Source organism: Variovorax sp. M-6 (assembly GCF_052114385.1).
GTDB lineage: Bacteria > Pseudomonadota > Gammaproteobacteria > Burkholderiales > Burkholderiaceae_C > Variovorax.
Genome location: NZ_JBFREQ010000014.1, coordinates 81668 through 94717 on the forward strand (window position 1 = coordinate 81668; position 13050 = coordinate 94717).

Sequence of the window (13050 nt, forward strand, 5' to 3'; positions counted from 1 at the left end):
TCAGGCCGTGCAGCACTGTGCCAGCACCTCGCGCACCATCGCATCGGGCGCGCTGCGCACCACCGCCGAGCCCGGCTTGTCGATGACCACGAAGCGGATCTCGCCGGCTTCCGATTTCTTGTCGACGCGCATCAGTTCGAGGTAGCGCTCGGCCCCGAGCGCCGGCGCGGTGACGGGCAGGCCGGCGCGGCGGACCAGTGCCGTCAGCCGCGCGACGAAGGCGGCGTCGATGCCGCCGAGCCGCTGCGACAGGTGCGCCGCCATGACCATGCCGCAGCCGACCGCCTCGCCGTGCAGCCACTCGCCGTAACCAAGCCCCGATTCGATCGCATGGCCGAAGGTGTGGCCGAAATTGAGGATCGCGCGAAGGCCGGCTTCACGCTCGTCCTGGCCCACGACCTCGGCCTTGATCTCGCAGCTGCGCTTGACCGCGTGCGCCAGCGCGGCTGGCTCGCGGGCGATCAGTGCATCGATGTGGTCTTCGATCCAGGCCAGGAAGTCCATGTCGTAGATCGGGCCGTACTTGATGACCTCGGCCAGCCCGGCGCTGAGTTCGCGCGGCGGCAGAGTGCCCAGCGTCGCCAGGTCGCACAGCACCAGTTGCGGCTGGTAGAAGGCGCCGATCATGTTCTTGCCCAGCGGGTGATTGATCGCGGTCTTGCCGCCGACCGACGAATCGACCTGCGCCAGCAAGGTCGTCGGCACCTGCACGAAAGGCACGCCGCGCATGTAGCTGGCAGCCGCAAAGCCGGTCATGTCGCCCACGACGCCACCGCCGAGCGCGAACAGCACCGTCTTGCGGTCGCTGCCTCGGGCCAGCAGCGCGTCGAAGATCAGGTTCAGGGTCTGCCAGTCCTTGTGGGCCTCGCCGTCGGGCAGTTCGAGCACGTGCACCTCGCGGTAGCGGCCGGCCAGCGCCTGTCGCAAGGCCGCCGCATAGAGGGGCGCCACAGTGGTGTTGGTGACGATCAGGGCGCTGGCGGCCGCCGGCACGGCCGCGAAACTGCGTGCATCGCCGAGCAGCCCGCTGCCGATCAGGATCTGGTAGCTGCGCTCGCCGAGCTGGATGTCGACGTGTTGAGGGGGAACGGGCAGAACGGGCAATGGCATGCCCCCGAGTTTAGGTGCACGCCGATTCGTGCCGAATCAGTCGACCGGATGCCCCTTGGCATCGGGCACCACGACCCCCGCGAGCTCGAGCTGCATCACGATGATGTTGACCAGCATCGCGATCGACGGCCGGCCGGTCTCGACGATCTCGTGGGCTGTCTCGCGGTAGAGCGGATCGCGCGCGTCATAGAGCTCGCGCAAGCGTCCCAGCGGGTCGGCCACCTGCAGCAGCGGCCGCTTGACGTCGTGGCGCAGCCGGCGGAATACATCCTCGGGCGCCGAGCGCAGGTAGAGCACATGGAAGCTGGCGCGCAGGGTTTGCCGATTGGCCTCCCGCAACACGCAGCCGCCGCCTGTGGCCACCACGCCGAGGGGCGCTGCCGCCAGTTCGGCGATGACCGACTGCTCGAGATCCCGGAACCTGGCCTCCCCCTCGCGTTCGAAGTAGTCGCGGATCGAGCAGCCGAGCCGATCCTCGATCACATGATCGGTGTCGATGAAGGGGAGATGCAGGCGCTGCGCCAGACGCCGGCCAATCGCGGACTTTCCGGCGCCGGGCAAGCCGACGAGTGCGACCGCCATGCGGAACTACGAACGCTGCGCGTCAGCGCGCAGCGTTGCGGTCGGTGATCATTTTCGGGGTGATGAAGACGAGCATTTCAGTTTTGTTGGCAGTGCGAGTGCGCGTCCGGAACAGTGCACCGAGATAGGGCACTTCACCGAGCACCGGGATGCGCGATTCGTCATTGGATTCGGTGAGTTCGAAGATACCACCAATGACGACCGTCCCGCCGTTCTCGACCAGCACCTCGGTTTGCACGTGCTTGGTGTTGATCGCGAAGCCGGCCGTGGTCGGCTGTCCCACCGTGTCCTTGTTGACGTCGAGCGTCAGGATGATGTTGCCCTCGGGCGTGATCTGCGGCGTCACCTCGAGCTTCAGGTTGGCCTTGCGGAACGCGATCGAGGTGGCGCCGCTGGAGGTCGCGACCTGGTAGGGGAGCTCCGTGCCCTGCTCGATCAGGGCTTTGGTCTGGTCGGCCGTGACGACGCGCGGGCTCGACACCACCTTGCCCTTGCCGTCGGCTTCCAGGGCGGAGATCTCGAGGTTCAGGATGCGGGACAAGCTGGAATTGAACAGCGAGATCGCGAAGGTGCCCGGCGCGTTGCCGTTGCCCGAGACGCCGGTCGACGGCAGATTGACGAAGTTGCTGCCCGTCGGGGTCGAAATGATGTTCGCAGCCGTCGTCGCAGTTCCGGGAACGAAGACCGTCGGCCCGACCGCATTGTTGTTGTTCAGAGCGCCGCCGCCCAGCCTCACGCCCAGCGACTTGCCGAACGTATCCGCCGCTTCGACGATGCGCGCCTCGATCAGGACCTGGCGCACCGGGATGTCCAGCTTCTGGATCAGTTCGGCCACCTGCACCAGGCGCGACGGGATGTCCGACACGAACAGCTGGTTGGTGCGCGCCTCCGCGATCACGCTGCCGCGCGGGCTCAGGATCCGGGTGGCCGTGCCGGAGCCGCCGCCGCTGGAGGCGCCGGTGCCGGTCAGGCCAGCGGCGATCTGCAGGGCCTTCGTGTAATTGAGCTGGAAGGACTGGGTACGCAGTGGCTCCAGGTTCTGGATCGCGGCCTGGGCCTCGAACTCCATCTTTTCCTTGGCGTTGATCTCGTCCTTGGGCGCGATCCACAGCACGCTGCCGTTCTTGCGCATGCCGAGGTTCTTGGCCTGCAGGATGATGTCCAGCGCCTGGTCCCAGGGCACATCCTTCAAGCGCAGCGTCAGCGAGCCGGTGACCGAGTCGGAAGTCACGATGTTGAAGTTGGTGAAGTCGGCGATCACCTGCAGCAGCGAGCGCACCTCGATGTTCTGGAAGTTCAGCGACAGCTTCTCGCCGCTGTAGCCCACGCCCTGCGTGAGCTTGGTCGGATCGATCTTGCGCGGCCGCACTTCGACCACGAACTGGTTCTCGCTCTGGTAGGCGCTGTGCTCCCACTCGCCGCGGGGCTCGATCACCATCCGGACGCGGTCGCCGACCTGCTGGGTGGTCACGAGCTGCACGGGCGTGCCGAAATCGGACACGTCGAGGCGGCGCCGCAGGCCCTCGGGCAAGGTCGACTTGGTGAATTCAACCACCAGGTTCTTGCCTTGCTGGCGAATGTCGACACCCACCTGGTTGTTGGCCAGGTCGACGATCACGCGGCCGGTGTTGTCGCTGCCGAGGCGGAAGTCGACATCGCGCAGCGGCAGCGTGTCGCGGTTGCGGTTCTCGGCGAAGGCCGACGGCGTCGAGGCCACCAGCGCCGCGCCGGCCACCGGCTCCAGCGAGACCAGCAGCGACTTGCCCTGGATCTCGGTCTTGTAGGCGGTCGCCTGCTTCAGGTTCAACACCAGGCGGGTGCGTTCGCCGGCCTGGACCACGTTGACCGAGCGCAGATTGCCCTGGTTGATCTCGATCGCGTTGCGTCCGATGGCATTGGTGACGCCCGGGAAATCGAGTGCGACGCGGGCCGGCGACTGGATTGCGAAGCCGGTCGGCGCCGCAGCGAGCGGCTGGCTGAAGTCGACCCGGACCACCTCGGCGCCGGACTGCATCGAGCTCGTGACGGATTCGATCGCGTTCTGCGCATGCACGACGGCCGCCGCGCCGAACGCCACGAGCGCCGCACCGGCGACGCGCAGCCACTGCGCCAGCATTGATTTTTGTAGTTTCATTTCGACCTCTCTTGCAACTGCAGCGTCGCCACGCGTTCGATCCATTCACCGGCGGCGTCCTGCACGATTTCACGCAAGCCGAGTTCGGTTTCGCTGATGCGGGTGATGAGCCCGTAGTTGAGTCCCAGATAGTTGCCGACCTTCACCTGGTAGAGCAGCTTGTCGACGCTGATGAGCGCCACGGGCTGGCCGTTGCGGCTCAGGCTGCCCACCATCGCCATCGAATCGAGCGGGAACGCCTCGAGCGCCTCCTTGCGCCGCGCCAGTTCGGGCGCAATCAGCCCCGAACTGCTGGGCTGGGCCGAGTCGCGCCGCAGCGCCTGCGTCAGCTTCTGCATGTTGAAGGGGTCGAAGGCGGCGCCCTCGCTGTAGGCCTGCGGCGTGAACTTCTTCGGCTCCGTGATCGGAGGCACGCTGGGTTTCACCTGCGCGCGCTGTTCGGCCATCCAGCGCTGGAGATTTTCCTGCTCCGAGCCGATGCAGCCGGTCAGGCCCGCCACCACGGCGGCGAGCACGAGAAAGCGGAGCGCCCTCATTTCTTCTTCGCCCCCGYGGCCGCAGCGCGCTTCTGCATGTCTTGCTCTTCCTCGTCCAGGTAGCGATAGGTCCGCGCCGTGGCGTCCATGACCAGCACCCCGTCTTTTTGCGGCGCCACCGAGAGATTGTTCAGGGTCACGATTCGAGACAGATTCGCGATGTCGGCGGCGAAGGCGCCCATGTCGTGGTAGCGGCCAGTCACGCGCACCGCGATCGGAAGCTCCGCGTAGTAGTCCTTGACCACGACCTGACCCGGACGGAACAGCTCGAACTGCAGGCTGCGGCCGAGGCCGGCCTGGTTGATGTCGGACAGCAGCGCATCCATCTCGGCCTTGCTCGGCAGCTGCTTTTCGAGCACCGTGACGAACTGCTGCACCTGTTCGCGCTGCTTCTTCAGCAGATCGAGATTGGCGGCCTGCGCCACCTTCTTCTTGTAGTCCGCCCTGAGCGTGACTTCCTTGGCGCGCTCGGCCTCGAGCTCGTCATTCGAATTGGTGAGCCAGACGAACCACAGGGCCACGAGAACCGCCGCGGCGACCGCGACGCACAAGGCGTAACGCGGCACCGGCGGCCAGACCGAAGGGTCGTTGGGATTCAGTCCCTGGAACTGCTGGCCAAAGCGCCGCAGGGACAGCGCCAGGTCGAAGGAGGGGCGTTTCTTTGCCATGAGCGCTTACCCCTTCGCCTTGACTGGCGCCGGCACGGCACCGGGTTTCTGGGCGTCGGTCGGCCGCTTGAGACCGATGCGCATCTTGAAGTTGGCGACCCGCCGCTGGTCGCGTGGGGTCAGGTTCACGGTCGCCGAGGTGATCTCGATCAGCTCCGGCTTGACCAGCCAGGGACTGCTGTTGCCAAGGTTGCGCAGCAGCTCGGAGACTCGCTCGTTGGACTGCGCCATGCCTTGCAGCGTGACCGTCTGGTTCTCCTGCTTCATGTTCGTGATGTAGACGCCGTCAGGCAGTTGCCGCACCAGCTCGTTGAGCAGGTGCACCGGCAGGTTGCGATCGCCCTGCAGGTCCTCGACCGCCTGCTGGCGTGCTCGCAGGGCCGCGATCTCGGCCTGCAGGGTGGAGATCTCCTTGATCTCGATCTCGAGCTTGGCGATCTCGGTCTTGAGCAGCGTGTTCTTCGACTGCTGGCTTGAAATCTGGGCCTCGAACCACAGGAATGCGGCGCCCGCAATGACGCAGCCCAGCACCGCGGAAAGACCCAGCGCGGCGTAGAAGGTCTCACGCCGACGCTTGCGGGCCGCTTCCCGGTGAGGAAGCAGATTGATCAGGATCACTGCAGGAACCTCCGCATCGCCAGGCCGCAGGAGGTCAGGTAGGACGGCGCTTCGCGGCGCACCTTCTTCTCGCGGATGCCGCTGCCGATCTCCATGCCGTCGAACGGGTTCACGAGCGAGCAGGCGAACGAAGTCTGGCGCGTCACCGCGCTGGTGAGGCCGGGCAGCGCCGCCGAGCCGCCCGCCAGCAGCACGTAGTCGACGCGATTGTGCGGCGTGCTGGTGAAGAAGAACTGCAGCGCCCGGGCGATCTCCTGCGCGATGCTGGCGACGAAGGGCTTGAGCACGCCCGCGCCGTAGTCGTCGGGCAGTTCCCCGCTGCGCTTCTTGACCTCGGCCTCCTCGACCGAAAAGCCGTACTGCCGAACGATCAGCTGGGTCAGCTGAGCGCCGCCGAAGGCCTGGTCGCGGTCGTAGAGCACTTCCTGGTTGCGCAGCACCTGCATGCTGGTGGTGAAGGCGCCGACCTCGAACAGGGCGACGACCGCATCCTGGCCCTGGCCGGGCAGCAGCTCGATCAGGCGCGACGTGGCGAGCCGGGAGGCATAGGACTCGACGTCCAGGATCACGGCCTTGAGGCCCGAGGCTTCGGCCAGGCCCTGGCGATCCTGCACCTTCTCCTTGCGCGAGGCGGCGATCAGTACCTCGACGTCGCCGGCCGAACTGGCGCTCTGGCCGATGACGCAGAAGTCGAGACTGACTTCGTCCAGCGAGAACGGAATGTATTGATTGGCCTCGGACTCGACCTGGATCTCGAGCTCCTGCTCGCTCATGCCGCCGGGCAGGACGATCTTCTTGGTGATCACGGCCGACGGCGGCAGGGCCAGGGCGACGTTCTTGGTTCGCGTGCCGCTCTTGCGGACCACGCGCCGCACGGCCTCCGCCACCTCGTCGAACTTCTCGACATTGCCGTCGGTGATCCAGCCGCGCTCGAGGGGCTCGATGGCACAGCGCTCGAGCACCAGCTTGCCGCTCGCGTCACGACCCAGCTCGACCAGCTTGACGCTGGACGAACTGACGTCCAGCCCGAGCAGGGGCGCGGGCTGGCGGCGAAACAACGATCCGAGAGCAGTCAAGTTCGATCCCATCCGTTTGTAACGATTGGAAATATTTGCGTGTGGTTGCATGCTAGCAGCAAGGTGCAAGCCCATCCAAGCGCCGAATCCCCAGGGCGCGAGCAATCGTTGTCAAAAGTCGACGTCATCGTTCCGAACTGCAACTTACGTCACAAATAGGAGTACTTGGGTCCTAACTGCCACCAAGGCGCCGTCCCGCAGCGGGGCGTTTTTATAATGCGCTCAGACTCCGACAGCCTCAATGCCCGAAACCTCTCGACCCAAAGGGCCTGCCAAGGCTCCCGCTCACAAACGCCCGGCCTGGCTGACATGGTTGCTCCGGTTCATCTTGTGGAGCCTCGGGATCGTGGCGGCCGGTGGGCTCGCCCTGGTCTGCGTGATCGCCGTGGCACTCGCGGTCGCCTACCCGAACCTGCCGGACATTTCCGAGCTCGCGGACTACCGGCCCAAGCTGCCGCTGCGGGTGTTTTCGGCCGAAGGGATCCTGATCGGCGAGTTCGGCGAGGAACGCCGCAACCTGACGCCCATCGCGACCATCCCGAAGGTCGTGAAGGACGCCGTGCTGGCGGCCGAGGACGCCCGCTTCTACGACCACGGCGGCGTCGACTACAAGGGCATGCTGCGCGCGGGCATCGCGAACATGAACCGCGCCAAGAGCCAGGGTGCCTCGACCATCACGATGCAGGTGGCGCGCAACGTCTACCTGAGCTCGGAAAAGACCCTGACCCGCAAGATCTACGAGGTGCTGCTGACCTTCAAGCTGGAGCATCTGCTGAGCAAGGATCAGATCTTCGAGATCTACCTGAACCAGATCTACCTGGGCAACCGGGCCTACGGTTTCGCGGCGGCCTCCGAGGCCTACTTCGGCAAGCCCCTGCAGGACATCACGATCGCCCAGGCTGCGATGCTGGCCGGCCTGCCGAAGGCGCCGGGCGCCAACAACCCGGTCAACAACCCGGCTCGCGCCCGCGGGCGCCAGCAGTACGTGATCGACCGCATGCAGGAGGCCGGCTTCATCACCGCCGAGCAGGCCGCCGAAGCCCGCAAGGAAGAGCTGCAGCTGCGCGACGCCGCCGATCCGACGCGCCTGCACGCCGAGTACGTGGCCGAGACCGTGCGCCAGCTGATGTACGCGCAGTATGGCGACAGCACCTACACGCGCGGCCTCAAGGTCTACACCACGCTGGTGGCAGCCGATCAGGCGGCGGCCTACCGTGCACTGCGCAAGGGCATCATGGACTACGAGCGCCGCCAGATCTACCGCGGCCCCGAGAAGTTCGTCGACCTGCCGGCCTCCCCCAAGGAGCTGGACGAAGCGGTCGACGACGCGCTGGCCGAGCACCCCGACAACGGCGACGTGATGTCAGCGGTGGTACTGAAGGCCGGCCCCAAGGAGATCCAGGCGGTGCGCGGCAACGGCGACAGCGTGCTGATCACCGGCGAAGGACTCAAGCCGGCGCAGTCGGGCCTCTCGGACAAGGCGCCACCGAACATCAGGATCCGCCGCGGCGCGGTGATCCGGGTCGTCAAGACGCCCAAGGGGGCCTGGGAGATCACCCAGCTGCCCGAAGTGGAAGGCGCCTTCGTGGCGATGGACCCGCGCGACGGCGCGATCAAGGCCATGGTCGGCGGCTTCGATTTCGACAAGAACAAGTTCAACCACGTCACGCAGGCCTGGCGCCAGCCGGGCTCGAGCTTCAAGCCCTTCATCTACTCGGCCGCACTCGAGAAGGGCTTCACGCCCAGCACCGTGATCAACGACGGGCCGCTGTTCTTCGACGCCGGCACCACCGGCGGCCAGCCCTGGGAGCCGAAGAACTACGACGGCAATTTCGAAGGGCCGATGCCGATGCGCCGCGCGCTGATGAAGTCCAAGAACATGGTGTCGATCCGCATCCTGCAATCGATCGGCACGCGCTACGCGCAGGACTGGGTCACCAATTTCGGCTTCGAGCGAGAGAAGCACCCGGCCTACCTGCCGATGGCGCTGGGCGCCGGCTCGGTCACGCCGATGCAGATGGCGACCGCCTATTCGGTGTTCGCCAACGGCGGCTATCGCGTCAACCCCTATCTCGTGACACGGGTGACCGACCACAAGGACAAGGTGCTGGTCGACAAGCAGCCGCCCCTGCTCAACGAGACCTTGCGCGCGGTGCCGCAGCGCAATGCCTTCCTGATGGCCAGCCTGCTGCAATCGGTGGCCAGCGGCGGCACCGCGGCCAAGGCGCAGGCGACGCTCAAGCGCACCGACATCTACGGCAAGACCGGCACCACCAACGATTCGCTCGACGCCTGGTTCGCCGGCTTCCAGCCGACCATGGCAGCGGTCGCCTGGATGGGTTACGACACGCCGCGCAAGCTCGGCGACCGCGAGACCGGCGGCGGCCTGAGCCTGCCGATCTGGATCAATTTCATGGAGACCGCGATCAAGGGTGTTCCGGTGGCCGAAGTGCCTGCGCCTCCGGGCGTAGTGAACGTCGGCGGCGAGTGGTACTACGACGACTATGCGCCGGGACGCGGTGTCGCGAGCCTGGGCGTGGAGAGCGGGCCGACGCAGCCGGCGGAGGCCATTGCCGCGCCACCGATCAGCGCGCCGGCGCCGGTCGAGGAACGCAGCCGGATCCTCGACCTCTTCAGGAACTAGCTCAGCCGGCCGCGAACGCCAGCGGCTGGCCGGCCTGCCGCGTGGCTTCGCGCGACAGGTTGGCGAAGAATTCCTCGCGGGTCTTGGTGTCGACCCAGGCCTGGCCGTCGTGCCGGTAGTGATAGCCGCCGGAGCGGGCCGCGAGCCAGATTTCCTGTAGCGGCTTTTGCAGGTTGATGATCAACTGGCTGCCGTTGCGGAACGTGATCGTGATCATTCCCCCGACGCGCTGGTTGTCGATATCGGCGTCGGTCGCGTCGTTGATGCGGTCGCAGCCACGCTCGATCGCTGCCAGCACAGCTTCTGCGCGGTCCATGTACTCGGGGTCGGTCATTACAATTTCGCCATGTTGAATGTTCGCCAAATTCTAGTGAGCGCCGTTGGCCTCGCGCTCGTTGGGGTCGGCTTGACGGCCTGCGGTCAGAAGGGCGGGCTGTATCTGCCCACCGATCCGGTCGCCAAGGACCGCGCCACGCTGCCCGGATTGCTGCTGCCCTCCCCGCCCGCCTCTGCGTCCACGGACTCCCCCGCCGCCCAGCCGCCAGCGGCTGCCAGCAGCGCGCCTGCCGGAGCCACGAAGTGAACCACCCGGTCGCAAGGCTTCCCGGCCACCCCCACATCGCGCGCAAGGACGGCGTGCTGCAGATCGAGGGCCAGTCGCTCTCCGAACTCGCACAGGCCCACGGCACCCCCCTCTTCGTCTACTCGAAGCAGTGGATGCTGGACGCGCTGGCCGCCTACCAGCGCGGCTTCGAAGGCCGCGACGCCCTGGTCTGCTATGCCATCAAGGCCAACTCCTCGCTCGGCGTGCTGCGCGTCTTCGCCGAGGCCGGCTGCGGCTTCGACATCGTCTCGGGCGGCGAACTGGCGCGCGTGCTGGCGGCCGGTGCCGATCCGGTCAAGGTGATCTTCTCGGGCGTGGGCAAGACCCGCGCCGAAATGCGCCAGGCGCTGGCGGCCGGCATCGGCTGCTTCAACGTCGAGAGCGAGGCCGAACTCGAGGTGCTCAACGCCGTCGCGCTCGAGGAAGGCGGCCGCGCGGCGGTCAGCATCCGCATCAATCCCAACGTCGACCCGAAGACGCATCCGTACATCTCGACCGGCCTCAAGGGCAACAAGTTCGGCGTGGCCCACGACCGTGCGGTCGCGATCTACCGGCACGCAGCGTCCTTGCAGGGCCTGCAGGTGGTCGGCATCGACTGTCACATCGGCTCCCAGATCACCGATGCCTCGCCCTACCTCGAGGCGCTCGAGCGCGTGCTCGACCTGGTCGAGGCGATCGAGGCGGCCGGTGTCCCGCTGCACCACCTCGACTTCGGCGGCGGCCTGGGCATCGACTACAACGGCGACACCCCGCCAGCGGCCGATGCGCTGTGGCAGCAACTGCTCGCGCGCCTCGATGCGCGTGGCTTCGGCCGGCGCCGGCTGATCGTCGAGCCGGGACGCTCGCTGGTCGGCAATGCGGGCGTCTGCGTGACCGAGGTGCTCTACCTCAAGCCCGGCGAGGAAAAGAATTTCTGCATCGTCGACGCGGCCATGAACGACCTGCCGCGGCCGGCCATGTACCAGGCCTTCCACCAGATCGTTCCGCTGGCCGAGCGCCAGGGGCAGGCCACCACCTACGACGTGGTCGGCCCGGTCTGCGAGAGCGGCGACTGGATCGGCCGCGATCGCGTGCTGCAGGTGGCCCCCGGCGACCGGCTCGCCGTGCTCTCCGCCGGCGCCTACTGCATGGCAATGGCAAGCAACTACAACACGCGCGGGCGAGCCGCGGAAGTGCTGGTCAGCGGCACCCAGGCGACGCTGATCCGCCGCCGCGAGACGATCGAGGACCAGCTGCGCAGCGAGCAACCCTGCGCCTGAGCGGCAGGCGGCCGGATCACTTGCTCAGCTGGGTGCGCGCCGAAGCCATCGGCCGCGCCTGCTTCTTCCGGTTGCGTGCGAAGTTCCACACGCGCCAGCCCAGCAGCAGCCCGATGATCGCGGCATACACGAACACTTCGGCGAAGTTGTTCTTGCCCGCGCGCATCCAGAAGAAGTGCAGCAGGCCCAGTCCGGCGATCACATAGACCAGCTTGTGCAGCGTCTGCCAGCGCTTCGCGCCCAGCGCCTTGATGGCGCGGTTGAACGACGTGGCGGCCAGCGGCGTGAGCAGCACGAAGGCCGAGAAGCCGACCAGGATGAACGGCCGCTTGGCGATGTCCTTGGCGATGTCGGCGAGGTCGAAGCTCATGTCGAACCCGCTGTAGCTCAGCAGATGCACGACCACATAGAAGTAGACGAACAGGCCCAGCATGCGGCGCAAGCGCGCCAGCGCCTGGGTCTTGGTGATGACCCGCAGCGGCGTGACCGCCAGCACGATGCAGAGGAAGCGCAGCGTCCAGTCGCCGGTCGAGCGGATCAGGTACTCGGCCGGATTGGCGCCGAGCCCGTCGGTGAGCGCGCCGTAGAACAGCCAGGCGAACGGCAACAGGCACAGCACGAACACCAGCGGCTTGGCGCCCGGGTGCAGCAGCAGCTTGTTCATGGTTGTTGATCAGTCGAGGACAGAGCAAAAACTGCTGCGCAGTTTCTTGGTCTGTCCCACAAGGTCTCAATAATTCTTCTTGAGGTCCATGCCGGCGTACAGCTGGCCGACCTGCGCCTCGTAGCCGTTGAACATCTGGGTCTTGCTGCGCTTGGCGAACAGGCCGCTGCCGTCGCCGATGCGGCGCTCGGTCGCCTGGCTCCAGCGCGGGTGGTCGACGTTCGGATTGACGTTGGAATAGAAGCCGTACTCCTGCGCCGCGGCCTTGTTCCAGGCGGTGCCGGGCTCCTTCTCGACGAAGCGGATCTTGACGATCGACTTGGCGCTCTTGAAGCCGTACTTCCAGGGCACGACGATGCGCACCGGCGCGCCGTTCTGGTTCGGCAGCACCTCGCCGTACATGCCGAAGGTCAGGAGCGTGAGCGGGTGCATCGCCTCATCCATGCGCAGTCCTTCGGCATAGGGCCAGTCGAGCACGCGCGAGCCGACGAAGGGCATGGTCTTGGGGTCCGCCAGCGTCAGGAACTCGACGTACTTGGCATTGCCCTGCGGCTCGACCTTCTTGATGAGTTCGGACAGCGAATAGCCGACCCAGGGAATCACCATCGACCAGCCCTCGACGCAGCGCAAGCGGTAGATGCGCTCTTCCTGGGCGCTGAGCTTGATCAGGTCCTCGATGCCGTACTTGCCAGGCTTCTTGACCAGGCCCTCGACCTCGACCGTCCATGGCCGGGTCTTGAGGCTGCCGGCGTTCTTCACCGGGTCGCCCTTGTCGGTGCCGAACTCGTAGTAGTTGTTGTAGCTGGTGGCGTCCTTGTAGTCGGTCAGCTTTTCCATGGTCTGGGCGCCCGGCACCGAGGATTTCGCGCCCGGCAACGGTGCCAGCTTGCCCGGTGCCGCCGCCTGCGCCATCGCGTCGCGCGCCGCCCAGGAAGCCATGGCGGCACCTGCGGCACCGCCGGCCAGCCACTTGAGCATGTCGCGCCGGCCTTCGTAGACGCTCCGGGGCGTGATCTCGCTGGAACGCGGGTGGGTGAAGCCGTCGCCGCGGGAATGAATCAACATGATGGGATGCCTTTCGCCTGAAAACGCTCAGTCAGGGTGAGTTCGTTGCCTACGCCGATCCGGTTACGCGAAAAGGGCGCCCGCGGATCA

13 protein-coding genes are annotated in these 13050 nt (G+C 66.5%); 3 read left to right on the forward strand and 10 right to left on the reverse strand.

The genetic code is table 11. The annotated features are described in order from the left end of the window. From aroB to AB4Z46_RS17365, 7 genes are read right to left on the reverse strand one after another with little or no spacing between them, the layout of a single operon-like run. Window positions 1–1110, reverse strand: coding sequence for a 3-dehydroquinate synthase (aroB, locus tag AB4Z46_RS17335; RefSeq protein ID WP_442284751.1), 1110 nt, complete (start codon window positions 1108–1110; stop codon window positions 1–3). A 36-nt stretch (window positions 1111–1146) separates the two neighbouring features. Next, window positions 1147–1692: a shikimate kinase gene (locus tag AB4Z46_RS17340; protein WP_442284752.1), complete on the reverse strand. Its 546-nt coding sequence runs from the start codon at window positions 1690–1692 to the stop codon at window positions 1147–1149. 22 nt (window positions 1693–1714) lie between these two features. Continuing rightward, complete coding sequence (gene pilQ, locus AB4Z46_RS17345) at window positions 1715–3826, reverse strand: type IV pilus secretin PilQ (protein ID WP_442284753.1); 2112 nt, start codon at window positions 3824–3826, stop codon at window positions 1715–1717. Continuing rightward, a complete protein-coding gene (locus AB4Z46_RS17350) occupies window positions 3823–4362 on the reverse strand; it encodes a pilus assembly protein PilP (protein ID WP_442284754.1) in 540 nt (179 codons plus the stop codon). Before AB4Z46_RS17350 ends, pilQ begins: the two co-directional genes overlap by 4 nt. Next, the gene (locus AB4Z46_RS17355) at window positions 4359–5030 is read right to left on the reverse strand and encodes a type 4a pilus biogenesis protein PilO (protein WP_442284755.1); all 672 of its coding nucleotides are present in this window, start codon (window positions 5028–5030) and stop codon (window positions 4359–4361) included. Before AB4Z46_RS17355 ends, AB4Z46_RS17350 begins: the two co-directional genes overlap by 4 nt. A 6-nt stretch (window positions 5031–5036) precedes the next feature. Beyond that, window positions 5037–5648 (reverse strand): PilN domain-containing protein, encoded by a 612-nt coding sequence (locus AB4Z46_RS17360; RefSeq protein WP_442284756.1) that lies wholly within the window; start codon window positions 5646–5648, stop codon window positions 5037–5039. Beyond that, window positions 5645–6724 (reverse strand): pilus assembly protein PilM, encoded by a 1080-nt coding sequence (locus tag AB4Z46_RS17365; protein WP_442284757.1) that lies wholly within the window; start codon window positions 6722–6724, stop codon window positions 5645–5647. The genes AB4Z46_RS17360 and AB4Z46_RS17365 overlap by 4 nt, the downstream gene beginning before the upstream one ends. A gap of 241 nt (window positions 6725–6965) precedes the next feature. Here AB4Z46_RS17365 and AB4Z46_RS17370 point away from each other — a divergent pair, with 241 nt between their 5' ends. After that, window positions 6966–9368: a penicillin-binding protein 1A gene (locus AB4Z46_RS17370; RefSeq protein WP_442284758.1), complete on the forward strand. Its 2403-nt coding sequence runs from the start codon at window positions 6966–6968 to the stop codon at window positions 9366–9368. A gap of 1 nt (window position 9369) precedes the next feature. Here the strand turns inward: AB4Z46_RS17370 and cyaY are convergent, their stop codons facing one another. Then, window positions 9370–9702 carry an iron donor protein CyaY gene (cyaY, locus tag AB4Z46_RS17375; protein WP_442284759.1) on the reverse strand — a complete coding sequence of 111 codons (333 nt, stop codon included), beginning with the start codon at window positions 9700–9702 and terminating at the stop codon, window positions 9370–9372. 12 nt (window positions 9703–9714) lie between these two features. Here cyaY and lptM point away from each other — a divergent pair, with 12 nt between their 5' ends. Both lptM and lysA read left to right on the forward strand, forming a co-directional pair. Further along, the gene (lptM, locus tag AB4Z46_RS17380) at window positions 9715–9951 is read left to right on the forward strand and encodes an LPS translocon maturation chaperone LptM (protein ID WP_442284760.1); all 237 of its coding nucleotides are present in this window, start codon (window positions 9715–9717) and stop codon (window positions 9949–9951) included. Beyond that, the gene (gene lysA / locus AB4Z46_RS17385) at window positions 9948–11231 is read left to right on the forward strand and encodes a diaminopimelate decarboxylase (protein WP_442284761.1); all 1284 of its coding nucleotides are present in this window, start codon (window positions 9948–9950) and stop codon (window positions 11229–11231) included. The genes lptM and lysA overlap by 4 nt, the downstream gene beginning before the upstream one ends. A gap of 16 nt (window positions 11232–11247) precedes the next feature. On the opposite strand, the gene AB4Z46_RS17390 is transcribed toward lysA, so the two are convergent. Together AB4Z46_RS17390 and msrP are read right to left on the reverse strand one after the other, a co-directional pair. Beyond that, entirely contained in the window at window positions 11248–11895 is a 648-nt protein-coding gene (locus AB4Z46_RS17390) for a sulfite oxidase heme-binding subunit YedZ (protein WP_442284762.1), read from the reverse strand. A gap of 66 nt (window positions 11896–11961) precedes the next feature. Beyond that, window positions 11962–12960 (reverse strand): protein-methionine-sulfoxide reductase catalytic subunit MsrP, encoded by a 999-nt coding sequence (gene msrP / locus AB4Z46_RS17395; protein ID WP_442284763.1) that lies wholly within the window; start codon window positions 12958–12960, stop codon window positions 11962–11964. Between the last annotated feature and the right edge of the window lie 90 nt (window positions 12961–13050).